General features: G+C 49.1%; 22 protein-coding genes. 2 read left to right on the top strand and 20 right to left on the bottom strand.

Annotation, left to right across the window (positions count from 1 at the left end):
- Positions 1-46: 46 nt before the first annotated feature.
- The 9 genes from iolC to MCG98_RS07500 form a co-directional block, all read right to left on the bottom strand.
- Positions 47-1,066: a 5-dehydro-2-deoxygluconokinase gene (gene iolC, locus MCG98_RS07540; RefSeq protein ID WP_240301417.1), complete on the bottom strand. Its 1,020-nt coding sequence runs from the start codon at positions 1,064-1,066 to the stop codon at positions 47-49.
- 117 nt (positions 1,067-1,183) lie between these two features.
- Positions 1,184-2,020 (bottom strand): 3-hydroxyacyl-CoA dehydrogenase NAD-binding domain-containing protein, encoded by an 837-nt coding sequence (locus tag MCG98_RS07535; protein WP_240301416.1) that lies wholly within the window; start codon positions 2,018-2,020, stop codon positions 1,184-1,186.
- Positions 2,017-2,697: a 3-oxoacid CoA-transferase subunit B gene (locus MCG98_RS07530; RefSeq protein WP_240301415.1), complete on the bottom strand. Its 681-nt coding sequence runs from the start codon at positions 2,695-2,697 to the stop codon at positions 2,017-2,019. Before MCG98_RS07530 ends, MCG98_RS07535 begins: the two co-directional genes overlap by 4 nt.
- Positions 2,694-3,368, bottom strand: a complete 675-nt coding sequence (locus tag MCG98_RS07525) for a CoA transferase subunit A (protein WP_345891632.1) — start codon at positions 3,366-3,368, stop codon at positions 2,694-2,696. Before MCG98_RS07525 ends, MCG98_RS07530 begins: the two co-directional genes overlap by 4 nt.
- A gap of 31 nt (positions 3,369-3,399) precedes the next feature.
- On the bottom strand, positions 3,400-4,290 hold the full coding sequence (gene iolE / locus MCG98_RS07520) for a myo-inosose-2 dehydratase (protein WP_240301414.1): 891 nt from the start codon (positions 4,288-4,290) through the stop codon (positions 3,400-3,402).
- A gap of 22 nt (positions 4,291-4,312) precedes the next feature.
- A complete protein-coding gene (gene iolD / locus MCG98_RS07515; RefSeq protein ID WP_240301413.1) occupies positions 4,313-6,172 on the bottom strand; it encodes a 3D-(3,5/4)-trihydroxycyclohexane-1,2-dione acylhydrolase (decyclizing) in 1,860 nt (619 codons plus the stop codon).
- 141 nt (positions 6,173-6,313) lie between these two features.
- Positions 6,314-7,117, bottom strand: a complete 804-nt coding sequence (locus MCG98_RS07510) for a DeoR/GlpR family DNA-binding transcription regulator (protein ID WP_240301412.1) — start codon at positions 7,115-7,117, stop codon at positions 6,314-6,316.
- A 114-nt stretch (positions 7,118-7,231) separates the two neighbouring features.
- A complete protein-coding gene (locus MCG98_RS07505) occupies positions 7,232-7,549 on the bottom strand; it encodes a hypothetical protein (RefSeq protein ID WP_240301411.1) in 318 nt (105 codons plus the stop codon).
- A gap of 11 nt (positions 7,550-7,560) precedes the next feature.
- Positions 7,561-8,823 (bottom strand): DNA polymerase IV, encoded by a 1,263-nt coding sequence (locus MCG98_RS07500; protein WP_240301410.1) that lies wholly within the window; start codon positions 8,821-8,823, stop codon positions 7,561-7,563.
- 203 nt (positions 8,824-9,026) lie between these two features.
- Here MCG98_RS07500 and MCG98_RS07495 point away from each other — a divergent pair, with 203 nt between their 5' ends.
- A complete protein-coding gene (locus MCG98_RS07495; RefSeq protein WP_240301409.1) occupies positions 9,027-9,755 on the top strand; it encodes a helix-turn-helix transcriptional regulator in 729 nt (242 codons plus the stop codon).
- Between the two features lie 70 nt (positions 9,756-9,825).
- Here MCG98_RS07495 and MCG98_RS07490 read toward each other — a convergent pair whose 3' ends face one another.
- Together MCG98_RS07490 and MCG98_RS07485 are read right to left on the bottom strand one after the other, a co-directional pair.
- Positions 9,826-14,361, bottom strand: coding sequence for a chitobiase/beta-hexosaminidase C-terminal domain-containing protein (locus MCG98_RS07490; protein WP_240301408.1), 4,536 nt, complete (start codon positions 14,359-14,361; stop codon positions 9,826-9,828).
- 132 nt (positions 14,362-14,493) lie between these two features.
- Positions 14,494-15,879, bottom strand: a complete 1,386-nt coding sequence (locus MCG98_RS07485; RefSeq protein ID WP_240301407.1) for an MATE family efflux transporter — start codon at positions 15,877-15,879, stop codon at positions 14,494-14,496.
- Between the two features lie 183 nt (positions 15,880-16,062).
- Between MCG98_RS07485 and MCG98_RS07480 the strand changes: the two genes are divergently transcribed.
- Positions 16,063-16,929 carry an AraC family transcriptional regulator gene (locus MCG98_RS07480; protein ID WP_240301406.1) on the top strand — a complete coding sequence of 289 codons (867 nt, stop codon included), beginning with the start codon at positions 16,063-16,065 and terminating at the stop codon, positions 16,927-16,929.
- A 58-nt stretch (positions 16,930-16,987) separates the two neighbouring features.
- On the opposite strand, the gene MCG98_RS07475 is transcribed toward MCG98_RS07480, so the two are convergent.
- The 9 genes from MCG98_RS07475 to MCG98_RS07435 form a co-directional block, all read right to left on the bottom strand.
- Positions 16,988-20,740 (bottom strand): phosphoribosylformylglycinamidine synthase, encoded by a 3,753-nt coding sequence (locus MCG98_RS07475; RefSeq protein WP_240301405.1) that lies wholly within the window; start codon positions 20,738-20,740, stop codon positions 16,988-16,990.
- Positions 20,741-20,781: 41 nt separating this feature from the next.
- Positions 20,782-21,159: a RidA family protein gene (locus MCG98_RS07470; protein WP_240301404.1), complete on the bottom strand. Its 378-nt coding sequence runs from the start codon at positions 21,157-21,159 to the stop codon at positions 20,782-20,784.
- An 89-nt stretch (positions 21,160-21,248) separates the two neighbouring features.
- Positions 21,249-23,615 carry an ATP-dependent DNA helicase gene (locus tag MCG98_RS07465; RefSeq protein ID WP_240301403.1) on the bottom strand — a complete coding sequence of 789 codons (2,367 nt, stop codon included), beginning with the start codon at positions 23,613-23,615 and terminating at the stop codon, positions 21,249-21,251.
- A 135-nt stretch (positions 23,616-23,750) separates the two neighbouring features.
- Positions 23,751-23,978 (bottom strand): HPr family phosphocarrier protein, encoded by a 228-nt coding sequence (locus tag MCG98_RS07460; RefSeq protein WP_240301402.1) that lies wholly within the window; start codon positions 23,976-23,978, stop codon positions 23,751-23,753.
- A 157-nt stretch (positions 23,979-24,135) separates the two neighbouring features.
- Positions 24,136-24,951, bottom strand: coding sequence for an Mrp/NBP35 family ATP-binding protein (locus MCG98_RS07455; protein ID WP_240301401.1), 816 nt, complete (start codon positions 24,949-24,951; stop codon positions 24,136-24,138).
- Between the two features lie 13 nt (positions 24,952-24,964).
- A complete protein-coding gene (locus MCG98_RS07450) occupies positions 24,965-25,315 on the bottom strand; it encodes a metal-sensing transcriptional repressor (protein ID WP_240301400.1) in 351 nt (116 codons plus the stop codon).
- A 49-nt stretch (positions 25,316-25,364) separates the two neighbouring features.
- A complete protein-coding gene (locus MCG98_RS07445; protein WP_240301399.1) occupies positions 25,365-25,592 on the bottom strand; it encodes a hypothetical protein in 228 nt (75 codons plus the stop codon).
- 104 nt (positions 25,593-25,696) lie between these two features.
- On the bottom strand, positions 25,697-25,924 hold the full coding sequence (locus MCG98_RS07440) for a hypothetical protein (protein WP_345891710.1): 228 nt from the start codon (positions 25,922-25,924) through the stop codon (positions 25,697-25,699).
- Positions 25,872-26,843: a cation diffusion facilitator family transporter gene (locus tag MCG98_RS07435; RefSeq protein ID WP_240301397.1), complete on the bottom strand. Its 972-nt coding sequence runs from the start codon at positions 26,841-26,843 to the stop codon at positions 25,872-25,874. The genes MCG98_RS07440 and MCG98_RS07435 overlap by 53 nt, the downstream gene beginning before the upstream one ends.
- Between the last annotated feature and the right edge of the window lie 62 nt (positions 26,844-26,905).

Genomic DNA, 26,905 nt, shown 5'->3' with positions numbered 1-26,905 from the left:
CTGCGCCTTCGATTGTCAGGAATCAGGGATGGGGGAAAGTTTTCTTTCACCCTTTATTCCTCTCAAAGTATGCCGTCCTGACCTGCTCTGCCTTCTCGAGCTTTGGAATCCCATCCGCACAGCTGATATTTGTCAGTGCAATGGATGCACATGCCGTTCCCAGCTGCATCGCATGGCGCAGACTGCAGTCATTTAAAAGTCCGTACATCAGCCCCGCAGCATAAGCATCCCCTGAGCCGAACGTCTTCAAAGCCCTGGTCGGTATGACCTGGCACTGCACGGCAGGTTTCTCTTTTACATATCCCCATGATCCTTTCGCTCCGTCTTTTACAATGACGAGCCGCACTCCCTGTTCGATCAGTGTCCTGGCAGAATGTTCGTTGTCTTTGTTGTCCGGCATTGTCAGATACTCGACCGCATCGAATTCCTCCCGGTTGCCGATCACGACATCTGCCTGCACAACGACCTCCGTATAGCAGCGTGCGGCTTCCTCCCTGCTCTTCCACCCGAAGGGTCTGTAGTCAATATCCAGAATCACCGCAGTCTCATGCTTCTTTGCATGTTTGATTATCTGAAACATGGCTTCGCGGGACGGACTGGCAGAAAACGCAGTTCCCGAGAGCAGCACTGCACGTGCATCCGCTATATAAGCCTCATCAATTTCATCCGGACTGAGCAGCAAATCTGCTGTCCCTTCCCGATACAGATAGGTTCCATGGTGAAACGCCTCTGAACTGCTCTGATAGGTGCCGCTGTTGTCCGGACTTAAAATTTCCGTCAGTGCAATGCAGTTGCGCGCTCCCGTATGATCCACCTGAATCCCAAATGTATCAATTCCCTGTTCCTTAAAACTCTGTAATATGTACTCTCCCATACCATCTTTTGCTACTTTTCCTACGAACCCGGTTCTCAGACCCAGCCGGGCTGCGCCCTGTGCAATATTTGCCGGAGAACCTCCAATTGATTTTGTAAAAGAAGGTATCTGTGCAAACGGACAATTAAGCACCGTCGTATTCAAATCAATTCCAGCACGGCCCGCCAAAATCAAATCCAGTTTTTTCACCATATCCGTCCCCAGCCTTTCCTTTCATTTTATTTTATTCTAATGTATTATATTTATGATTATATCATTTCGTTTTCCTTATTTCAAGTTTGGTTTCTTTTCTTTCATCGATCCGTACTCCTAAGCATACCGATAAAAACCACTGCCGCTTTTTCTTCCCAGTTGCCCCGCGCGCACCATCTTTTTAAGCAGCGGGTGCGGTCGGTATTTAGAATCCCCGGTTTCGTTCTGCAGAACTTCCATAATTGCCAGCACAACATCCAGTCCAATCAAATCCCCCAGCTCCAACGGTCCCATCGGGTGGTTTGCCCCTGCTTTCATGGCAGCATCGATCTCTTCGGCTGATGAGATTCCATTGGCATAGAGCAAAATTCCTTCGTTGATCATGGGAATCAAAATCCTGTTTACAATAAAGCCTGCCGATTCCTGTACCTGAACCGGTGTCTTTCCAATACTCCGGGCAATCTCTGTTACCCGACTGACCAGAAATTCCGGCGTATTCATTCCAGCCACAACCTCAACCAGCCTCATCATTTCCGCAGGATTAAAAAAATGCATTCCCACAATTGGCCGTTCCAGATCCTGTCCCATCTCCGTGACGGACAACGCGGAGGTATTCGTAGCAAAAATGCAGCCTTTTGGGCAGATTGTCTCCAGCTCCCTGAACAGATTTTTTTTGGTATCCATATCTTCCTTCACGCTCTCAATGACCAGATCTGCCTGAGCGCATATTTCTTTCGTCCCTGTTTTTATCCTTTCCAGGATCTTCTCTGATGTTTCCTGTGTCAACTTGCCCTTCGCAACGCGTTTTTCCAATGCCTGCCTGATTTTTTCTTTTCCGTTCTCTGCACCCGCTTCTTTTCTGCTGCAAAAATGCACTTCATAACCCTCCGTCTGTGCAAACGCAAGCGCAATGCCCCTCCCCATGGTCCCGCTTCCAATTACTCCTGTGATCATCCTGCCACCCCGCAATCTTTCAGTCCTTCATCTGTCATTGGTTTTAATTCCCTGCTTATCAGCAGTTTGCATCCTGTAGCCTCCTGAATCTGTTCTATGGTATATGCAGGATGATACTCCGTAAGAATCATTCCCTTTTCTGTCACCTCCATAACGCCCATTTCTGTAATGATCGTATCGACGGCGCCCACAGCCGTAAGAGGAAGCGTACATTTCTTCAGAATTTTATGATTTCCTTTGTTTGTATGTTCCATTGCAACAATTACTCTTCGTGCGCCTGTCAGAAGGTCCATCGCCCCTCCCATCCCCGGAACCATCTTACCCGGTATGATCCAGTTGGCAATGTCACCATTTTCGTCAACCTGCAGTGCTCCCAGAATCGTCACATCAACGTGCCCGCCGCGGATCATGGCAAATGATGACGCACTGTCAAAGAATGCACCGTCCTTTGCAATGGATGCAAAATTTCTGCCCGCATCGACTACATTGCTGTTCTCCCTGCCCGCCTCCGGCCGTCCCGACAAGCCGATAAACCCGTTTTCAGACTGTATCATAAGGCTGATCTCCTGCGGTACGGATTCTGCCACGAGTGTGGGAAGTCCGATTCCAAGATTCACCACATCCCCGTCCTTTAATTCTCTGGCCGCACGCGCTGCAATTAACTGTTTATGATTCATACTGCCGCTCCTTTCCCGGATTTGCTTTTTACAAGATAATCCACATAGATTCCCGGTACGTGCACATGCTCCGGCCCAATTTCTCCTGCCTCCACGATTTCTTCAGCTTCCACGATCACAAGATCAGCAGCCGGAGGCATGATCTGTCCAAAATTTCTGGTTGCCCCCGCCAAAAACAGATTACCGGACTTATCCGCTCTGGCTGCCTTAATCAGCGCCACATCAGCGCGCAGCGGTTTCTCCAGTAAATATTTTCTGCCGTCAATTTCCATGACCTGCTTTCCCTTCTCAACCACAGTCCCGATACCGGTCGGTGTCAGAAATCCTCCGAGTCCTGCTCCGCCCTGGCGCACTGCCTCTGCAAGTGTCCCCTGTGGGATCAGCTCTACCTGTGTCTCTCCATTCTGCATCTGACGCCCTGTTTCCGGGTTTGTACCGATATGGCTTGCCAATATTCTGGTAAACTGCCTGTTTACAACCATTTTTCCTACACCCTCATCCGGAAATGCCGTATCGTTACAGATTAAGGTTAGTCCGGACACTTTTTTATCAATCAGCTTATCCAGAATACCGTTGGGTGCTCCGCATCCCAGAAATCCTCCAACCATCAAAACTGTATTTTCTTTTATGAAATCCGCCGCCTCATCAAGACATATGATTTTACTTTTCACAGTCATCCCCCCTGTCTGCTCCTTTGGAAAGCTAAACTCCCAGTTTTCCTTTCATATAAGCTCTCGCCCGCTGTGCATATTCCAACGGATCGGCCATCGCAGGGTCCTGCTCTGCCTCCACGACAATCCATCCCTCGTATCCGCATTCCCTTAACGTGTCAAATATTCCGTCCCAATCCACTTCTGTTCCGTCGCCCGGCACTGTGAACATCCCCGCCAGCACTCCCTGCAGGAAGCTCAGATTTTCTTCTCTGACCCTGCGCAGAACTTCACCTCTCACGTCTTTCACATGGATATGTCCAATTCTGTCGATATACTTTTTCAGGATCTCCACTGCGCGCTCCCCTGCAACGGTACTGTGCCCTGTATCGAAGGTCAGAAATACCAGTTCCGGTTCTGTATGTTCCATCAGCCTGTCGATTTCTTCAAGCGTTTCGACCCCTGTGCCGACATGTGGATGAAAACAGACTTTCATCCCTTTTCTTTTTGCCCTGCGTCCCAGCTCATTCAAACCTTCACAGAGGTTCTCAAACTGTTCATCTGTCAGAACCGGTCTGTTTGCCACAAGCGGCTGATCGATATCTCCATGGATCGTCACACCGCATTCGCCCACACCGATGACTCTGGCGCCCAGATCGTATGTATAGTCCATATGCTCTTCAAATGCTTGATACGTCTTTTCGTTTTCAAAGCTGGTAAAATAGCTGCTGAACCACATATTGCAGATTACCAGCCCCCTCAGGTCCAGGGCCTTTTTTATGACTGATGATTCTTTCGGATATTTCCATCCCCCTTCGCTGCCCTCATATCCTGCCAGTGCCATCTCACTCAGACATTGCTGATATGTCAGTTCGGCACCGAGAGAAGGCAGGTCATCGTTGGACCAGTTGATAGGTGCACAGCCGTATTTAATATTCAACATCGTATGTTCCTCCATTTTAAAATTAATACTGTCTTAATTCCCGGACGGTTTCCTCGAGTTTCCGGTAACATGTCCGTACACTCTCTTTATCTGATACAGAAGCCAGTCCGACACGCCAGAATGACTCATAGCCATCTGTCATCGTTCCCGGGAGCACAGCAATTTCAATTAATGTGGATCTGCTGCTCTCTCTGCTCTCCCAAAAGGCCTGTTCAAGTTCTTCCATGGTGGAAACTTTCCATACATCCGCACCGTAAGCACTGGCTACACCGGCAAAATCTATCTGCGTATATTCTCCGGTCAGTTCCCCGGTTTTCGGTTCCCGGTAGCGAAATTCTGTCGCAAAGGAGCCGATTCCCTGATTCTGCTGCAGATTATGAATACATTGATGTCCCCCATTGTTAAACAGCAAAATGTTGATCTTAATATTTTCCTGAAGACTTGTTACGAGATCAGAGTGTGCCATAAGAAAGCTTCCGTCCCCCACAAACGCGTACACTTCACATTTGGGGCATGCAATTTTAACTCCCAGGGCACCCGAGATTTCGTATCCCATGCAGGAAAATCCATACTCCAGATGATACCTCCCCTTTTGTTTCGGCCTCCAGATTCTTTCCAGATCCGACGGAAGACTTCCTGCGGCAGCCACCACAATATCTTCTGTTCCGAACATGTCGTTTAATGCCAGCAGCACTTTTGTCTGACTCAGGCCCTGTTTACAGTCTGTTTCCACCATCTCGCCGCGTATATGATCCCATTGTTCTCTTGCTCTGTCAATCTCTCCAGAATACGCTGACCGGTATCCCTCCTGAGCCAGCCTCTCCTTTAGCACTTCCAATCCTCGTTTTGCATCTGCCGCGATTGAAAGCGCATCCAGTTTCATGCTGTCCATTACACTGGTATTAATTGATATTACCGCGGCATCTCTTCCAAATGCCGACTTGGATGAAGTCACGAAGTCATTTAGCTTTGTACCAACAGCAAGTATCAGATCTGCATCTTTTGCCATAAGATTGGCGCTGAGAGTTCCACAGACACCGACACATCCGAGATTATAAAATTCTTCAGACGTATTTTCTCCTTTTCCAGCCTGGGTCTCCGCAAACGGTATGTGAAACTTCTTCGCAAATGCTAAGAGCTGTGCTCCTGCATCGGAATACCGAACCCCGCCTCCTGAGATGATCATCGGTTTTTTCTTTGTCCTGATCAGTGCCACAGCACGGCTGACCGCCTGATATGAAGGTTCTCTTCTCTCTGCATACCAGATCCGCTTTTCGAGAAACTCTTCTGGATAATCATAAGATTCGCCCTGCACATCCTGTGGCAGACAGATCGCAACAGCCCCTGTCTGTGCAGGATCCGTCAGTACACGCATTGCGTTCAGGCATGCTCTCATCAACATTTCCGGCCTGCTGATCCGATCCCAGTATTTTGTCACGGGCTTAAACGCATCATTGACCGAAACTGTGGCATCAGACTCACATTCCATCTGCTGGAGCACTGGATCAGGCTGCCTGTCAGCATAGGCATCCCCGGGCAGAAACAGTGCAGGTATTCTGTTAACGGTAGCCGTTCCCGCAGCAGTCACCATGTTCAGAGCACCCGGACCAATGGAGGACGTACATGCGTATATTTTTCTTCTTCTGTTTTGTTTTGCAAATGCAATACAGACATTCGCGATATCCTGTTCGTTTTTTCCCTGGATATATGTAATTTCATTTTTATACTGTTCCAGTGCCTCACCCAGTCCTACGACATTTCCATGTCCAAAGATACCCATTACACCCTCTACAAACTTGATTTCCTCTCCATCAACACTCAAATATTGGTTGTTTAAAAATTTAACCAGTGCCTGTGCCGTTGTTAATCTGATTTTTCTCATGCCGCCTCCTCTTTCTTTTTATTGTGTTTTGTTTGATTATATTCTGTTTTGTTTTATTTGTCAACGATTTTGTTTGATTTCTTTCCAGACAACAAAAATACGGCCGCACCGCGATGCAAAATCGCAGGTACAGCCGCACTTTTAACTTTCTGTTCCGTTCTCCAATAACCGGATATTATGTTCTTTTAAATAATTCTGATACGGATCCGGGACTTCATCCGCAATCACACAGTCTACCTGTTCCAGTTCCGCCACCTTATAAATCCCGATATGCCCGAACTTTTCTTTATCCACCATCATATACCAGTTCTCATGGATATCTGCAATTGCCCGGTAGATATAAGTACTGATGATAGAATTCACAGTGATTCCCGCGTTCAGGTCGAGTCCCGAACAACTGGTAAAAACCTTCGATACATAGATACTTTTCAAATACTGCGACGCATTTTCAATACTTGAAAAATATGTTGCTGAATCTACCGAGGTGACTTCCCCCCCGATCACAAACAGTTTGCAGGGAAAACAAAGTAAATCCGCCAGAGCTGAAATATTGTTCGTCACAACTGTAAGGTTTTTATACCGCTTCAATTTCTTTGCCAGCATGCAGCAGGTAGAACCCGACCCGAGAAACAATGTATCGCCATCCGTTATCCTGGAGGCAGCCAGTTCTGCCACCTTCATCTTTCCGGTATAATTTCCGTCTTTCGGATATTTCCTGCCCGAATCAGCCAATGCAAACGGCGTTTCCGCCTTACGTGTGCCATCCTCGTTCAGCAGCGCCCCCCCGTATATTTTCTTCACCAGGCCTTCTTTCTGCAAAATCTGCAGGTCTTTCCGTATGGTTACATCACTCACCTGGTATCTTTCGCACAATTCACTTACCAGTACTCTTTTATTTTCAATTACCAGCTTTCTGATTTCATTTACACGCTCTTCCTGGAGCATAACACTCCCCCTTATCTTTCTGATAGCAACATTTTATTTTTGATATGTCATATGTTATCACATTCAAATCCAAAACACAATCCATTCAAACCGATCAGAAGAAGTACGCGTCTTCTATCTTTTGTCCTCTGTCATAATCCACCTGCACTCTTCCTGCAGAAAGATCAGTTTTACTTCCTTCCTGATGCCCTCCCAGACGATCTCACAGCCGTATTCCGTGGAGGGGATTCCGGAATATGACTTTTGTTCACAATATCTGACCCCGATCTCCCGAATCGTCCGGATTATCCCGTCTTCATCCTCCAGTTTGATCATCAGGGGAATCCCCTCCCCTTTTCTGGTAAACCAGCATTTGCAGGCGATGTCCCGCACCTGCCCGCGGATTGCTCCTGCATCCCCCGTCTGTATCTCACTGCCGATTTTAAAAGTCACATTCAAACACCTCACTCTATTTTCAGCCTGCTGTAGTCCACGTTTCTCTTTTCCCGACTGATTCCTCCGCTCATGTGATCAACCGGCGTTTTTAAAAATGCCGCCCTCTTTACCGCATCAATCCCGTATTTTGCCCTGATCAGGTCAACAGTCCGGTCCATCCTTTCTAATTTTCCGTAATCGGTCCTGTCAAACATATCCGCCTGTCTGTATGTCTCTCCATCTCTGATCCTGCTGGTATGGATACCGAGATGCCTGATAGGGTTGCCATTCCAGAGTTCGTCAAAAAGACGGCTTGCGGCAGCATGTATTTCAATGGTAATATCTGTGGCTGACGTTAACGTCATCTGATGTGATGCATAACACAGGCTGCTGTCCTTGATGCCCACACAGATGACTTCTGCTTTGACGCTATGCTTCCTCAGCCTCGCTGAGACAGTCTCTGAGAGGGCAAGCAGAACCATTTTTGCCACAGCTGCGTCTGTCACATCAAAGGCGATCGTGGTAGAATTGCCATATCCCTTATTGGGCGGCGCTTCGGCTTCCACAATCGATATGTCTTTCCCATTCGCAAACTCCCATATCACTTCCCCATGTTTTTTCAGATGGTATCTCAAAACCGCCGGATCTGACCGGGCAAGCTCCCCGATCGTACGAATCCCAAGACTGTGCAGTTTTCTCGCTGTTGCTCTTCCCACAAAGAAAAGCTTCCCTGCCGGCAGCGGCCACATTTTTTGTTTTGCCTCTTCCGGAAACAGAGTATGCACAAGATCAGGTTTCTTCAGTCCGGAAGCCATCTTGGCCAGCAATTTATTTTCTGATATCCCGACATTCACTGTGAAGCCCAGCTCCCGGCAAATCCTGCTGCGTATCTGCTCTGCCGCCTCTTCGGGACTTTCCCACTGTCCTCCTGTGCCCGTCATATCCAGAAACGCTTCGTCAATACTATACTGTTCTACATCCGGAGTATATTCCCGCAAAATCTCCATCAGTGCACAGGAAGCTTTTTCATACAGACTGTAGTTGGGGGGGACAAGCAGCAGCCCTGGACATTTTTGCTTTGCCTCCCATATAGCCTCTCCTGTGTGTATCCCATGCTTTTGAGCCGGTATGGATTTTGCCAGTATGATCCCATGCCTCATGGCTGTATCGCCTGCCACCGCCGACGGAATTTCACGCAGATCCAGTCTGCCCCCCAGATGATGCAGCCGATGGGCGGCTTCCCAGCTGAGAAATGCCGAATTCACATCAATATGAAAAATAAGTCTTTTCATTTTCCCACTCCATTCTCATACTTTCTAACTCGAATATACCAGAACATCTGTTCGTATTCAACCGGTAAAAAATTACAGAAAGACAAAAACAGGAAGGATTGATTGAATCTTTTGCCTCCGGGTGGTATGCTCTATAAGTGGATAATCTGAAAGACACCCTACAAAGTAAAAAGCCTGTAAATACGGGCAGGAGAAGTAAGTTTATGGATTACAAAAAAATAAAAGAAATTATGAAGGACAGGAAGTATACGCTCGAGGAATTATCCGAACTGAGCAAGATTCCTCTGAGTACACTTTCAAAAATAACAAGCGGCATCACACCAAACCCCAGATACGACACGATGGCCGCAATCGCCCAGGCACTGAACTGTTCCCTTGATGAGTTTTCTGAATCCGCCCCCAAGATATCTTACACCTTCAAAAAATACTCTTCAAAATTCGAGGCACTTCCTCCGTACTGGAAAAATTATATCACCTTTAATATTGATCTTGAATATAATCGCCTGATTCATAAAGTGTCAAAAGATAAGATTCTGCTGAAGTGCTTTGAATTTTTCAATCCCGAAGACGGAAGAGTTGAATACAGCATCCGTATTACGCGAAATCTTGTGGTGGACTGTAATTCTCTGACTGTGGAATGTACGTTTGGTGTGATCCTGCACACCAACGAACTTTCCCCCAGTTTTTTCAAAAATTCTATTCTGGGATTTCAGTACGCTGACTGGATTCAACCTAAAAACGGAGAAATATGGTTGTTTCTGCACAATGGATACCTGATCATCGGACGATTTTACCGGAAAAGAAATATGACGCTGCTGAAATCCCTTACAGATACCCAGCATGATCTGGTGATGACCGACCCTGATGCTTATAAACGGATGGGGCGTTATCTTGGAGTTATCCCCTTCCCGGAAAACTTTTCGCCAGGCTGAAGATCTTTAAGAATATTTTCCGACATCTGCAGAAAAAGACGGCTCGTATCCGAACCGTCTTTTTCCATTGTTACCTTTCACTCTTCTTTCTTCTGTATATGCTTATAACGATACAGCTCCCGGCAGCAGTCATCAGTGCAAGACTGCGCATGGGGCTTTTGTCATCTCCGGTCTTTACATCTTTTCTGCCGCTTCTGTAAGCACTGTTTCCGGTGGTTCCCGGTTTCTTCCCGGTCCCGGAATCATCGCCGCCATTGCCCCCGGGAGTATCATCTCCGCCAGGTTTAACAGCAGGAGTCCCTTTCACCGTAATCTCTGCCGTCGCCTGCACGGTTCCGGCCTTTGCAGTGATGACAGCCGTTCCCCCGGAAAGAGCTGTCACAACGCCGTCTTTGTCCACATTGGCGATCTCCGGATGGTCACTTGACCACAGAATCGTCTGGTCAGCGGCATCCGCCGGTTCTGTCACTGCGGTCAGGCTGGCTGTCTCACCCTTATTCATCATCAGCTTGTCAGGCTTTAACGTAATGGTCTCTATCCCCTGTACGGTGATGGTGACCTCACAGCTGGCGGTGACCGTCATATCCGCCTCACTGGCAGCCGTCAGTGTAACCACACCGGGTTTCCGTGCCGTGATCACCGGCACGGCCTCACCGCTTGCACTGGCAGTATGCTCGAGGCGGACACTGTCCACATCACCGCTCACGCTCCAGTTGACCCTTGTGCTGGACGGACTGTCCGCATCCATGAGGCTGGCGGTCAGGCTGACCGTCTGTTCCGGCGCATCTTTTGTCAGAAGCACCGTTTTTTCACTGGCACTCAAACTGATGCCGCTGGGATAGTCCACAGCAAAACCACCGTTTCTGGCAATATTATTTTCCACACATGCTGTGGCGGCAAAGGTCCAGCAGCTTCCGAGTGATTCCTGATCGCGCACCGGTGTCAGCGTCCCCGTGTCCCGAAGGTCAAATCTGTCCGGAAGGTCTGCCCTCGGTGCAGGGGTGTCTCCTGCTCCTTCGATGGAAGCAGCCAGCGCACCGTTTACTGCAGTGGTATCCTGACCTGTCAGACGCACATTCTGCAGCTGCCCTGCGACCTCCACCTGACGGTCGTCTTCTGCATAATGCGTACCTTCTCCTGCCCCGATCATCTTCTCCGTATAGGTTCCGGAATTCACGTCACAGGTGTAGGCTCTGATATTCGGAAAGACACTATCCATTCCCACGTCGGTCTTCTGCCCGTTCACAGTGATAAACGCCACATTTTCCACCGGTTCACACCCGCTGACCTGCCCATATATATTCGTGCTGCAGCCAATGGACGGACTCAGGGACGGATCCAGCGTTTCCAGACGCACGTTCACGGAGAACTCACTGTCCGGCAGAACCGTGATCGCCTGATTCAGGCGTTCGGTGTAAAAACCCGCATATTTTTTAATCCCCTCGGCCACCCTGCTGGTCACCCCGTTCTGAGTGATGCTGATCTCATAACGGGTGTCGGCGCTGCCGGTGACAAACGACACCGCTTTTAACAGTTCCGGTGTATCGTTTTCATTGGCAAAGCATTGTGTTGCGGTAAAGCTGCCGCTCTCCCTCCAGAAATCAGCTGTGCCGAAAGGATCATTCATATACTGATGATTGTAGTTATCCGGCATGTCGTCGGCAATAAAAACCGCAGGGTTGTTCGTCATTAAAAAGGCATCCTCATAGGACAGATAGAAATAGCCGTTTTCCCCCATGGTTTCTCCCCAGGAGTTTTTAACAATAAACGCGCCGTCACCGTCTGGTTTTGGGATCTCGACCGTCTGGTCCGGATAATAATTTTTTGCAAGTTCAGGGTTTCCCGTGAAATGTTCTCTGCTGTAATTATCATCCCATCCCACAACCGTCACGATATGTCCTCCGTCAGCGTAAGAGACAGGATATCGATACTCCGAATCGACATACAGGTTTTTGTATTCCGGATCCCAGTACGCATGGGCAGACTGGATATAAATGTCAGCGGCACCGTAACTGTATACCGCATTTTTCACGTGATCGATATAGCTCTCACGATTATCATTCGGCAGGTACAGCGCGTTCTGCACATGGTACCGTGGATAATCGGAGAGATTTTTGTATGTAAAATCCCCATACTCACGGTATGGGTCAAGTCTTTCTTCTACCGGGCCGCCCCAGTGGGAGAAATACGCCATGGACATAAGGAAGTGTCCGCCTCCATTGATTCCAAAATCCCATGCGTACCCGCTGCCTGTTGTGGTATCCTGATCATTCAGGGCGGTCAGCATATTCATTTCAGACAAATCCAGACCCGCAACAGATTCCTCATCCATCTCCTTCATCAGACTCAGAATATACGGCTGACGCTCAGAAGAACTGCCTTCTGTCCCCGCAACTTTTACCAGATATCTTCCGAAGGGAACCGAACTGCGGATGCTCTGGCTTTTCCCGTCCATGGCAGATTCCGCAAGCATATTGCCCGCCGCATCATAAAGTGTCAGACTGAAGGAGGAGCCCGCAGGAGGTGTCAGTGTCAGGCTCAGATCCGCACTGTTGTCCAGTGAAAACGCATAGAAATCCACATCCTGAGGATTGTGAATCGTCGCTTTGATCCTTCCCGGAAAACTTACAGCCACGGCATCCGCAGTGCTGTTATTCGGTTCATAATTGTCACCGTTTCCCTCTCCCGTCTCATATACAAAGGTGCGGATGTCGCCCGGCAGCACGTCTTCCCTTCCTGACATTACACTGACGGTTTTGATCGTCACAGTCTGATCGATCCTGACAGGTCCGCTGTATACAGCACCGTTATCGGCGGACGGGTCGCTGCCATCCGTCGTATAACGGATCCCGGCTCCCGGCGTATTACAGGACAGCGTCACCTCTGTCCCCGTCTCCACCCGCCCGGATGGTATATCTGCATTTACCGCATCCGTTTTCACCATATAATCCCAGGTGTTTACCGGTGAATACCGTCCGTCCGCTGCGATCGTACATGCTGACAATGTCATCTGCCGTGTCACAGGAATCGGCGCCTCATATTTTACGCCGTCATATATCGGATTGCTGCCATCCGTCGTATAGTAGATATCCGCATTTTCATCAGAGGTGCCTAAAGTAACCGTCTCTCCGTAAAGCAGAACCCCTTCCGCTGATTCCAGATATGCTCCCAGCAGAACATCCGCTGTAATGCCCGCAAAGTACACATCAGCGCCGTATCCCTCCGGCGTCACACTCTGGCCGTCAAGATTCAGGCAAAAGCTGGCAGCCCCGCCACCGGGAAGTGTCTCCGGCATACTTTGGCTGTGCATAATGCGATCGGTTATTACGCCGTCCACATCGGAAGGATCTTCGGCATTCCCGCTCAGACTGTAGATCCCGGACGGTTCCCGCAGGTAAAGCGCCAGATTATAGTTTGTGATCAGATCATTCATGTCCGAAGCCAGGCCGTCTGCTCCCAGATATCCAATGTCTGTAAGCGCCGCTTCCAGAGCAGCCATGGTACAGCTTCCGTTCTCCAATACCGTGCGGTAAATATCTTCTCCTCCGCCCGGCAGCCCCCCGGTCTGATAGACCAGATACCTCCCAAAGAGATACCAGCTTCCGTAGGGAACGGCCGCCGTATAACCGCTCGGAACGTAAAAATCTTTGAAGATAAACGGATGTGTATAGCCGCTTGATGCAGCAAAGTCTGTCAGACTCCCCACTTCATATACGCTGTGAGTGCTGGCAAGACCACAGACCGCAATGGCGCTTTGCGAAAAGGTCTCATTCAGCCAGCTATCAAAATCCCCCCCGGTCTGTGCATAGTTGATCAGGTGCTGCAGCTCATGTGCAAGGGTGCCCAGAGTGGTGTCTATATCCTCCGCCTTACCACTGTCCATATGAAGCATATCCATGACATTCCCGCTGGCCCAGTCATACTGCTCCTTCGCATAGAGGTCAGAACTGCTGAAAAGACCCGCGTAGTCCATCGGATAAAATACAAAGGCGGTTTTGCCGTCGCCGTCTACATCTGCACTGCTCCATTCCCCAAAAGCGGCTTCCATCGGATCATGGATTCCGCTGTCGATGGCATCTGCATAAGCCTGAGCGGTTTCGTCACTCAGCTGTTCTCTGTTATCAGCGTCTCTCCAGACCGTACAGGTCTCTCCGACAGCTGCCACCTCTGCTGTAAAGCTTTCCGGATGTTCCGGGGAATAATCCGTGTAAATCGTTTTCTGATCCCCGATCTGATATTCCAGGGGAACTGCATTTCTGGCGGAAGGCTGCTTTGTTAATTTCGCACCCTCGTGTCCGGGAAGGAACTGCATCCCGCAGCGCACATCTGTGTACTGCTGCCCGTCCCCTCCCCCTTCCGGTGCCTGGCTGCCTCCCGGTGAGCCGGCGGCCTGTTCCGGCATACCAATCTCCTGTACCGCCTCCATCTCTTCATTGGAAGCAATATTATAATTCAGATTCTCCGCCATGATCACATTTCCGGTATAGTCAGGTCCCTCCTTGTCCACCGTGGTCTCCTGCTGTGCCGATACAGGGACTGACCCGACCAGAACTGCCGAAAGAACAGCCAGTGCAATCAGGCGTCGACTTACTTTTTTCTTTTTCATTACATCGCCTCTCCCTTTTCTGTAAAAATAGTTGTATCTATTATAGCAGATTTACGTTACACTTTCATTCATAAATGAAAAAATGGTCCCCCGAATTGTCCGGAAACCATCTCCTCATTTTCAGTCCGCTCCTTATGCCGTCATCTCTTCCGCCCCCGACAATGCCTCAGGAGCACTCCGGGTTACCTCTTTTACCCATTTCCAGCTGTGCAGCCGGATCGTGACGGGTATAATTTTGTAGATCTGATCCCATTTCAGCAGAAAGAATACGACGACCGGCGGCCAGTGGAACACAAATGCAGCCAGCGCAGAGAACGGCACAATGATCAGCCACATACTGATCAGATTCATTTTCATACTGAACGCAGTGTCTCCGCCTCCTCTGATGATACCGTTATCGCACGGCAGCTGGAAGGAAGTACCCACAGTAGTGATCGACATAACGACGATGAACTGCAGCGCCAGGTTATGTGCCTCCTCAGATATATTATAGAGCATCAATACCGGATTTCTCACAAGATAAATCACGATGCCGGTCACGATTCCGATACCGATAAAAAGCACCTCCATTGTATGTACCATCTGGCGAAGCTTATCCCGTTTTCCCTCACCGATCGTCTTTCCGACAAGGACGCTGGATGCACTCGTTGAGCCGTACGCAATGACAGAAATGATCTGATATACGATTGTCGCGATCGAATTCGCTGCGATCGCCGCGGCTCCCATATGCCCCAGAATACCCGTCTGCACCATCTGAGCGATTCCCCACTGTGCCTGATTCATAAGCACCGGAAGCGCTACTCTGCGGTAATCTTTATAATATGATTTATCGATCATCACCAGTTTCTTCAGTGTCAGCTTCAGCTGTTTCTCCTTATACTTCAGATACCAGATAACAATCAGGAGTTCCACACATCTGGATACCAGTGTAGCGATCGCCGCCCCCCGTATACCGAGCATCGGAAAACCAAAGTTACCATAGATCAGGCAGTAATTCAGCGCAATATTGATACACAGTGTCGATGCTGAAATGATATATCCGATCTTTACGATACCGATCGCCCGCAGAGAGGCTGTCAGGATATTCGTCGCGGTAAATATCAGATAGGTAAAGCAGATGATCCGAAGATACTTTGCACCTTCTGTGATCACTGCGGTATCACTCGTCAGCAGTCCCAGTACCTGTGTTGGAAAACACAGCACCGCCAGAAACATCACCGCGGCCATCCCCACGCCGTACCTCAGGGCGACGCCGATAATGTGGGGAATCGGTCTCAAATCTTTCTTCCCCCAGTACTGGCTGCCCAGCACCACAACGCCTTCTGCCGCCCCCATCACCAGCATCTGCAGCAGGAACTGAAATTGATTACACAGTGCCGACCCGGACAGCGCCGTCTCGCTGTAGGCACCCAACATCACGTTGTCCATCAGGTTTACGCTGTAGGTCAGCAGATTCTGCAGCGCCAGCGATAACGTCAGAACCGTAAATGTTTTATAAAATCCTTTTTCGTGAACCATCTTCCCTCACCTTTCTCCGACTTTCTTCGTGCTTTCATAGTAATCGTTTTTCTTCGAAAAGGCAATGATATTAACTTGCAATTCATTAATATTTTGTGCTATTCTTTTTACTATGAAAGTCCCGGACAGCGGCTGACTTTCATTCATGATAATGACCGTTTAGCTTAATCAGGAGGCACGATTATGAAAGTTTTAAGTGAGCCGGGGGTCCTGCCCCAGTCAGAACGTTACTTTTCCACTCCTTCTGCTCTCGCACGGCAGCTGTTTTTCTACGTCACCCGCTGCGGGCACTATTACTTAAGTGAAGCCTATGATTTTCGTGATTCCTGTGAAGTTGGCCGCATGGAGAGTCACCAGACTTATCTTCTCGACTATGTCCAGAAAGGCGCCATGCATATTGAGGCCGACGGAACCACCTTCACTGCAGAGGCCGGTCAGCTGGCTATCACAGACTGCCGCAGGCCGCACCGCTACTATACCAGCGGCTATACAGAAAGAATCTGGATCCATATCGACGGTGCCAATATGGATGACTTTTGTCAGCAGATCCTCTCATTCCGCGGACGCCATGCGTTTACTCCGTTTCCGGGCAGCCATACGGAACGCGCCATGACGGACCTGGTGGCTGCAGTCAAGAACAGCGCCGTCCACTCAGAAGCTGACATATCCCAGCAGATCTACAGTCTGCTGTGCGGACTTTTATTTCCCCCGAGGAATCAGGATACAGAACAGAAGGACCCTGTTGTCCAGGCACTTGCTTATATCAACGGACATCTGTTTGAAGATCTCGCAATTCCGGACATTGCCGCGCATGTGGGGCTGAGCCCTTCACACTTTTCCAGGCAGTTCCGCAGTCAGACCGGGTTCTCTCCGCATGAGTATATCGTGGTCCACCGGATCGATGAAGCCAAGGCACTTCTCCACGATACAACTCTCTCTGTTAAAGAAATCGCTTACCGCACAGGGTACCACAGTGAAGTTAATTTCATCGCTTCGTTCACGGGAAAGGTAGGAATTTCCCCTTCCGCATTCCGAAAGATTCCACTGTGATCAGAAACTGCAAAAAGAAGAAGGTACCTCAGGCGGTACCTTCTTCTCACTTCTCTTATTATCTGAAATATTCCACACCGGATTCGAAGATCTGAATATCCTGTTCTCCGTAAATATTGACAGCCACAGAATCATCGCGGCGTTCTGAATGTGCCATCTTTCCGAGCACGCGTCCGTCAGGACTTGTAATACCTTCGATCGCTGCATAGGAGCCGTTGACATTCCACTCTTCATCCATGGACACATTCCCGTCCAGATCACAGTACTGCGTCGCCACCTGCCCGTTAGCAAACAGTTTCCGGATCCATTCGTCACTTGCAACGAAACGTCCTTCGCCGTGAGATGCCGGATTCGTATAGACACCTCCCAGCTGCGCCCTGGTAAGCCATGGGGATTTGTTCGTAACCACCTTCGTATATACCATTTTGGAAATATGGCGTCCGACTGTATTGTACGTAAGTGTCGGTGAATCTTCTGTCTGTCCCACGATTTTGCCGTGAGGAACGAGTCCCAGTTTGATCAGCGCCTGGAAACCGTTGCAGATTCCAAGTGCCAGTCCGTCCCGCTCATCCAGCAGCTTCATGACGGCTTCTTTGATCCTTTCATTGGAAAACGCCGTCGCAAAGAATTTGGCAGAGCCATCCGGCTCGTCACCCGCGGAGAAACCGCCCGGGAACATGATGATCTGCGACTGCCCGATCGCCTCCTCGAAGATGCGGACAGAATCACGGATATCTTCCTCTGTCAGATTCCTGAAGACCTTCGTCACGACATCTGCTCCGGCGCGCTCAAATGCCTTCCTGCTGTCGTATTCGCAGTTGGTGCCCGGGAATACCGGAATAAAGACCGTCGGCCGTGCAACTTTATGCCTGCAGACATATACGCTCCCTTTGTCGTACAGGGGGCTTTCCACCGGCTGCACATTGTCTGTTCCTTTTGTCTTAAATACGGATTCGAGAGTGCCTGTCCATGCATCCAGCGCCTCATCCATACCGATGTTCACACTGCCGTATGAGAATGCGGCATCATCCGTCACTTCACCGATCACAGTATAGGTGGATACCAGCTCACCGACTTTTCCATCCGCAACCTCGCAGACGACATCTCCAAAGCCCGGAGCGAAGAAGTCTCTCGCATCGAGATTATGTTCAATCTTCACACCCAGTTTATTTCCAAATGCCATTTTGCTGACTGCAGCGGCAATTCCATGACGGTCCAGCGCGTATGCAGAGACGATCCTGCCAGCCTGAATGTCCTCATGGAGCCGCTCATACATCGCCATCGCCTCCGCATAAACCGGCATATCATATCCGTCTTTCGGCAGGGCAAGCCATACCAGACGGTTTCCTGCTTTTTTCAGCTCCGGAGTGATGATATCCTGCTCCTTCGCGATATCCACTGCAAAGGATACAAGCGTCGGCGGAACATCCATATCATTAAAAGTTCCGGACATACTGTCCTTTCCTCCGATGGACGGCAGACCAAATCCGAGCTGTGCGCTGTATGCGCCCAAAAGCGCTGCGAACGGCTGGCTCCAGCGGGAAGGCTCCTCTGTCATACGGCGGAAATATTCCTGGAATGTAAAACGAATCTTCTTATAATCTCCGCCGGAAGCTGCGATACGTGCAATGGACTCTGTCACAGCATAAATTGCTCCGTGATACGGGCTCCAGCTGGAGATATACGGGTCGAACCCGTAGCTCATCATCGTCACGGTATTTGTGCTGCCATTTGCCACAGGCACCTTGGCAACCATCGTCTGCGTCTCCGTCAGCTGATATTTTCCGCCGTACGGCATAAATACGCTCGCCGCACCGATGGAGCCGTCAAACATCTCCACAAGTCCCTTTTGAGAGCATGTGTTCAGATCCTTCAGCGTATCCAACCACTTCGCCTTCACATCAGAGACTTCTCCGCGTACCATTACATTTCCGTCACGATTCGGGATATCCACAAGTACTTCTGTTTCCTGATGTGCACCGTTGGTATCGAGAAAGGCTCTTGAGATATTTACAATCTCTTTGCCTCTCCAGCAGAGTACCAGGCGCGGGTTTTCGGTTACAACTGCGACCTCAACAGCCTCCAGATTCTCTTCCTTTGCATATTTCAAAAACTCTTCGACATCTTTCGGGTCCACGACAACAGCCATACGCTCCTGAGACTCGGAGATTGCAATCTCTGTACCGTCCAGGCCCGCATACTTTTTCGGTACCTTATCCAGGTTTACCCTAAGTCCGTCTGCAAGCTCTCCGATTGCAACGGAGACGCCGCCGGCGCCAAAATCGTTACATTTCTTGATCAGCCTGCTGACCTCTTCCCTGCGGAACATTCTCTGGATCTTGCGCTCCGTCGGAGCGTTACCCTTTTGTACTTCTGCTCCGCATGTCTCGATAGATTCCTCCGTGTGAACCTTGGAAGAACCGGTAGCTCCGCCGCAGCCGTCACGTCCGGTACGCCCGCCGAGCAGGATGATGATATCACCCGGATCAGAAGTCTCCCTGATCACTGCGCGTCTCGGAGCTGCCCCCATGACGGCACCGATCTCCATACGTTTTGCAGCGTAATTCGGATGATAGATTTCTTTCACGTAACCGGTTGCCAGACCGATCTGGTTACCGTAGGAACTGTACCCGTGTGCGGCGGAACGGACCAGTTTTTTCTGCGGCAGTTTACCCTTCATCGTCTCCTGTACCGGAACCGTCGGGTCTGCAGCGCCCGTCACACGCATTGCCTGATATACATACGTACGTCCCGAGAGCGGGTCGCGGATCGCGCCGCCGAGGCATGTGGCGGCTCCACCGAACGGCTCAATCTCAGTCGGATGGTTGTGTGTTTCATTTTTGAAATTGATCAGCCACTCCTCTTCCACGCCGTCCACGTCGACCGGCACTATGATACTGCAGGCATTGATCTCTTCTGATTCTTCCTGGTCCTGAAGTTTTCCTTCTGCTTTCAGTTTACGCATCGCCATCAGCGCCAGATCCATCAGGCAGACAAATTTGTCATTGCGGTCTTTAAAGATAACCGCACGATCCGCCAGATACTGCTCATATGTGGCGACGATCGGCTCTTTATAATCACCGTCTTTGAAATCCACTTTTTTAAGTTCCGTGGAAAATGTCGTATGGCGGCAGTGATCAGACCAGTACGTGTCCAGCACACGGATTTCGGTCATGGAAGGATCACGTTTTTCTTCCTTTGTATAATAATTGTGGATATGCAGGAAATCTTTGAAGGTCATCGCCAGATTCAAAGAATCGTACAGGTCTTTCAGTGCGTCCTCACCCATACCGAGGAATCCGTCAAAAATCTTAACATCTTCAGGCTCGTCAAACACCGTCACCAGAGTTTCCGGTTTCACCATATCAGTCTCACGGGAATCTACAGGGTTGATGCAGTGATTTTTAACAGCCTCAAATTCCTCATCTGAAATGTCCCCCTCGATCACATATGTCGTCGCAGACCGGATGATCGGTTTTTCATCTTCTTTCAGAAACTGCACACACTGCACTGCCGAATCCGCACGCTGATCAAACTGCCCAGGCAGATATTCTACTGAAAAAACACGTGCACCGTCAGCGACCGTAAACTCTTCACGGTAAAGAACATCTACCGGCGGCTCGGAGAACACACTTCTGCACGCCTTCTCAAAAATATCGTCAGAAATATCCTCCACATCATAACGGATCAGTACCCTTACGCCTGTTACACCCGGAATGTTGAGGTAACTGCCGATCTCGTGTCTCAATTCCTTTGCCTGTACTGCGAAATCCGGTTTCTTTTCTACGTAAACTCGTCTTACACTACCCATTTTCTCCTCCTATGTTTCCACACTTGCTGCAACCTGCAGCCTCATTCGTTGGTGACTGCGATAACTTCAACTTCACAAAGTACATTTTTGGGAAGCGTTTTCACCGCCACACAGGAACGTGCCGGTTTCCCGGTAAAATACTTTCCATACACTTCATTAAAAGCCGCAAAGTCATCCATATCTGCCAGAAAACAAGTCGTCTTGACCGCCTGTCCATAGCTGCTGCCCGCCTCTTTTAAGACCTCTCCCAGATTCTGCATCACCCGTTCTGCCTGTTCGGTGATATTTGCCCCTGTTATCTCACCCGTCGCCGGATCGATCGGTATCTGCCCTGAAGTAAATACCATATCCCCCGTGATAATTGCCTGTGAGTATGGTCCGATCGCTGCCGGAGCTTTTGTGGTGCTGACTGTTTTCATGTCCTGTTCTCCTCTCTTTACGTTGCTTCCGTTCATTCTTCTAAGAATGCAGTCTTCATGCCTATTATAGCGAATAATGTCCTTGTACGTCAAGAAGTCCCCTCCCAGAATTCACGCACCAGATTCTCCACCTGTGTCAGAGAGCACCCTCTGTAATCAAGCCACTCCCGCGGAAACAGTTTCCGGTAGTCCGCCGTCAGGAAACGCTCGTCCAGGAGTGCAATCACCCCCCTGTCCTGATCAGTCCGTATGACTCGCCCTGCCGCCTGCAGAACTTTGTTCATTCCGGGAAAACGATATGCATAGTCAAAGCCATTTTCACCTGCCTGATCATAATAATTCATCAAAATCTCTCTCTCGATTCCGATCTGGGGAAGTCCCGTACCTATCAAAACTGCGCCGATCAGCCGCTCTCCCGAAAGGTCGATCCCTTCCGCAAAGATCCCTCCCATCACACAGAATCCAACAGTAGTATGCTCCCCGTCAAGTGCAAATGCCTCCAGAAACGCTTCCCTCTCTGCTTCATTCATGGACGTATACTGCACCAGATAGCGGGTGGTCCCGCCTTCCTCGTCTGCATATTGTTCACGGTACACTTCATAGACATCACTCAGCATCCGGTAAGATGGAAAGAAGATCATGTAATTCCCCTTTTTCCCCGAAATGATCTCATGAATATACGAAGATATTCTGCTGTACTCCTCATATCCCCTCCGTCTGTATCTGCTGCTCACATCTCTGCCGATCAGCAGCGCCCTGTTTTTGCGCGGAAAAGGTGAATCCACATAAATCGCATAATCATCACCTTCCCTGCTTCCGAGCAGCTTCCTGTAATACGTGATGGGAAGCAGCGTGGCCGAAAAGAACACGGTACAGCGTCCCCTGCTCAGGCATTGCTGCAGGTTCTGAGCAGGATTGACGCAGAACAACCGAAGGTAAAATTTTCCATCCCCATCGTGGTACGCATACGTCACATAATTTTCATCGAGCAGATCACAGATATTCAGAAAGGTCCGAACCTGAAAATAGAACTCCAGAACGTCTTTTCTAAGCTCTCCCTCCGCCAGTTCTTCCAGAAATGTCTCCAGCTCTCCCTGGAGATTCATCAGCGAAATCCCAAGAGCTCCCGGTCCGTCCAGCACCTGGTATGATTCACATTCCCGCTTCAGTTCCAGCAGCTGGCGGTTGCTCCTGCCCAGGTACCGTTCCAGCTTTTTATTATACGGGGCAACCTTTTTCCGTATCGACAGAAAATCTTCCTTGCACAAAACAGCACTGAACATCTCCCTCCCCCGCTCCACCAGATTATGTGCTTCATCGATCAGAAACAGATACTCCCCCTTTACTCCCTCAGAAAAAAAACGGCGCAGATGAGCCCTGGGATCAAATACATAGTTGTAGTCACAGATTACCGCGTCCGTCCAGATTGCCAGATCCAGACTCATCTCATATGGACATACCTTCCATTTTTCGCTGTGTCTGAGCAGTGTCTCCCTGTCAAATGCACTCTCACCGGTCAATATTTCGTACACTGCATCATTGACGCGGTCAAAGTGTCCCCTGGCACGCTCACAGTGTTCCGGGCTGCACTCCATCTCTTCACAGGCGCACAGCTTCTCCTTGGCCGTCAGTGTAATGACCTTAAATGCGAGTCCATGATCTTTCAGAATGCCAAAGGCCTCCTCCGCAACAGTCCTTGCGATCGTACGTGCCGTAAGATAAAAAATTTTATCTCCATGTCCTTCCCCCATCGCGCGGACAGCAGGAAAAACAGCTGACATCGTTTTTCCTACCCCTGTAGGCGCCTGTATAAACAACTCTTTTTTCCGCAATATGGTCCGATATACACTGCTTACGATCTCCCGCTGGCCTTCACGGTAAGAAAAGGGGAATTCCAGGCCCTGCATCGATTCATTCCGGCACTTCTTCCAGCTCACACAAAACTCAGCCCACGGATAATAGTCCTCCAGCAGCTCCCCAAACCATCGCTTTAGTTCCGCCTGCGTATACTTCTCATGAAAATAGCGGATATCCTCGTCCTCCATATTACAGTAGGTGATCTGTACCGTAATACTGTCGCAGGGGTGATTTTGCATGTACATCCATGCATAGCACATCGCCTGCGCCGTGTGAAGCGGATCCGGCCCTTTTAGATCTTCCAGGTTACGAAATGTCCCCTTGATCTCGTCAATCAGAACCTCTCCCTTTTTATCAACGATCCCATCTGCGCGCCCTTCGAGCACAAACAGAAATGTATCATATTCCTTTTCAAAACGCAGCGGTACTTCAGCCTGATACTCCGCCCCCATACTCTTTTGTATCTTCCGGTGTATCTTGCTTCCCAGCTGCATTGCCTCTTTATCCGGTGCTGCCCCGGTCCTGCTGTCCAGATCTCCGCTGCGCAGTATAAACTCTACCAGACCGCGCACGGAAATTTTGACCACTTCTTTTTTCATGTCTACCCTCGTCCTCTGCATATAGACAGCATTGTATCACATTTTCCCAAAAAACAAAACTGCTGCAAATGCGGATAGTTCACTATCCGTTTTGCAGCAGTCTTTCAGTCTCTTCTATCGTTTATTCTTTTTTCTTCAGGCTATCGCATACTTTTTCAGCATACGTGTAAATTCCGGATTTTCGCCATAGCTCTGTACTGTCAATGGCTTCGTCAAATCCATGCTCAGAATCCCAAGAATTGATTTCGCATCGACAACAACACGATTATAAAAAATGTCAATGTCAAAATCGCATTTGCCCGCAACGGCTACAAATTCTTTTACTTCTTCTGCAGCGCTCAATTTAATCTTACATTCTGCCATAGTTATCATTCCTCTCTCGTGACCCGCATTAATCTTTTTATTTAACACATTATGGCACCTTGCAACGAGAAAGTCAATTCAAAATCCTGTATAAATTCAAGCCTCAAATCGGCAGATTTATGTGATTTTACACAATTCCTGTCTGAGTCTGTATCTGTTATCCCAGAATACTTTGTATGTGCTGATTACTGACTGTGTGAAATTTTCCTTCGTCCGCCGCTTTCGCATATTCGGGATGAACAGGGACTTTTCCAAGTACCGGAAGCCCATACGCCGACGCAACCTGATCCACTTGGCTCTCCCCAAAGATAGGTATCGCCTTCCCGCAGTCAGGGCAGACCGCGTAACTGTAATTCTCCACGATGCCAAGTACCGGAACCTTCATCATCTCCGCCATTTTCACCGCTTTTTTTACGATCATCTTCACCAGATCCTGCGGTGAGGTAACGACAACCACGCCATTCACCGGAAGCGACTGGAATACCGTGAGCGGTACATCGCCGGTTCCCGGAGGCATATCAACCAGCAGGAAATCCAGTTCTCCCCAGATGACGTCTGTCCAGAACTGTTTTACCATATTGGCAATGACCGGGCCCCTCCAGATCACAGGGTCATCCGCGTTGGGGAGCAGAAGGTTAATGGACATAATTTTAATTCCATTTTCCGCTGCTATTGGCTCAATCCCGCGGTCACCGGCTTTTGCAGGTCCTTTGATGCCGTACATTTTCGGAATGGACGGGCCCGTGATGTCCGCATCCAGAATCCCCACCTTAAAGCCCTGCTCGCACAGCTGATTTGCAATTGACGCCGTGACGAGAGATTTACCGACTCCTCCCTTTCCGCTGATGATTCCGATCACCCGTCCAATCCGGGAGTCTTCATTCATTTTTTCCTGAAAGCTGTGCTGCTGTTTGCTGGGACATCCCTCACAGCTCTCTTTGCTGCATGTTGTACTGCTGCATTCTTTTGCCATTTTTTCCACCTTCTTATTTAATAAATCTGTCTATTGCTTTATGAAGCTCTGCAAGCGTTTCCTTATCCCCGCTCTCCACTGCATCTACAATACAGTGTTCGATATGATCCTGCAGGATCACCTTCCCCGTATTGTTGATCGCAGCTTTTACTGCGGACAGCTGAATCAGCACCTCACTGCAGTCTCTTCCATCTTCCACCATCCGTTTAATTGATTCCAGATGGCCAATCGCCCTTGACAGCCGGTTGATAACCGCTTTCGTATTCTGATGAGTGTGGGTATGCGTATGATTGTGTGTATGCTCCACCACTGTTCCATCTTCCAATACATGCATATGCTTTACACTGTTCTCATGCTCTGCCATCGGTTTCCTCCTGATGTACCTTTGTCCCTTTTCTATCCGCAGGTTCTGTTTATACCTCTGTAAATGTCATGCGCTGCTTCATCCCGGAGGTCATGATCTCAAACACAATACTGCCGTCTTCTTTATGAATGATATCATATTCCAGAACCTTGTCCCTGAATTTATGCCTGACATATTCTTCCGGATCTTCTATCTCGATCTCATCAATATAAACATCCCGCATCTGATTGTTTGAACATTTATTATATATTTCCCAAATGGCTTCATAACGTTTCATTCGTTTCTCTCCTCCCATAAATAAAACCGTATTTTTAATTATAGCAGGATATCTCCGTTCCTACAAGCAGGGGTGGGGGATATCCTGTCAAAATAATTCCGCCTTTACTCTTCCTCAGAGAATTCCACAAGCGTATAAAACCCTCGTTCTGTCTCATTAATCTCTTTCACGATTCCACGTGTGGCCTTTAAACGCTCATGCGGCTGATAATTTTTGCTCATCGCTATGGCAGGTATGATCGTATAATAATAGGAAGTGGGAAGCGCACTTTCCGATATCTCAACTTCCTGCCCGATCTCCAGAAGCCCCTGTCGTTCCATCTTGAATTCCATCGTTTTCAATCTTTTGTCCCTCCCTGCAAATATAAGGATTCACATGCACCATGCAGTGCTTCACTCCTTCTATTTCACTCTCAATTCTATCATGTACAGCTTCCGCAATTCCATGCGCTTCTTCCAGTGTTTTTTTCCCATCCTGACTGATCTCCAGATCCACATACTTTTTATTTCCAAACATCCTGGTCTTCACGTCATCTACCGCGATCACTCCCTTTTGTTCTATCGCAATCCTGTATATCTGCCTGACTGTTCTCTCATCACAGGCCACATCCGTCATCTTGCATATCGCATCACAGAAGATACTCACTGCGGCTTTGACGATAAAGAGGCAGATCACAGCTCCGGCAGCCGGGTCCAGCACAGGATACCCGAGCCTCGCTCCTAAAATCCCGATAAAACTCCCCACTGACGACATCGCATCAGAGCGGTGATGCCAGGCATCCGCCATAAGGGCCCCTGAATTGATCTGTGTTGCGGCGGCCTTCGTGTACCAGTACATTGCCTCTTTTACTATGATGGACATCACCGCAGCGAAAAGCGCCAGCAGCCCCGGTGCTTCCAGTGCCTGATAGTCCGCATCTATGATCTTAATGATTCCTGAATATCCAATTCCAACCCCTGTAGCCGCAAGTGCGATCGCAAGGATCAGTGAAGCTACACATTCCAGGCGTTCATGCCCATACTGATGGCGGACATCTGACTGTTTACCGGCCATTTTGACACCGATCACCACAACAACCGTACTGAAGACATCCGAAGCGGAATGCACGGCATCCGAAATCATCGCACCCGATCCGGAGATAATTCCGGCTGCAAATTTGGCTACAGACAATACCACGTTAACGATAATGCTGTTCACTGATACACGTACTGCAATACTTTCTTCTATGGTACGTACTGCCTGTTTACCCAAATCAGTTACCTCCTGACAAACGGGGATGCATATCTTATTCTATGCATCCCCGTTCGGAAGGT

Source organism: Ruminococcus sp. OA3 (assembly GCF_022440845.1).
GTDB lineage: Bacteria > Bacillota > Clostridia > Lachnospirales > Lachnospiraceae > Ruminococcus_G.
The sequence above is the reverse complement of the archived record's forward strand: the minus strand, read 5'-3'. Positions and strand labels throughout refer to the sequence as shown.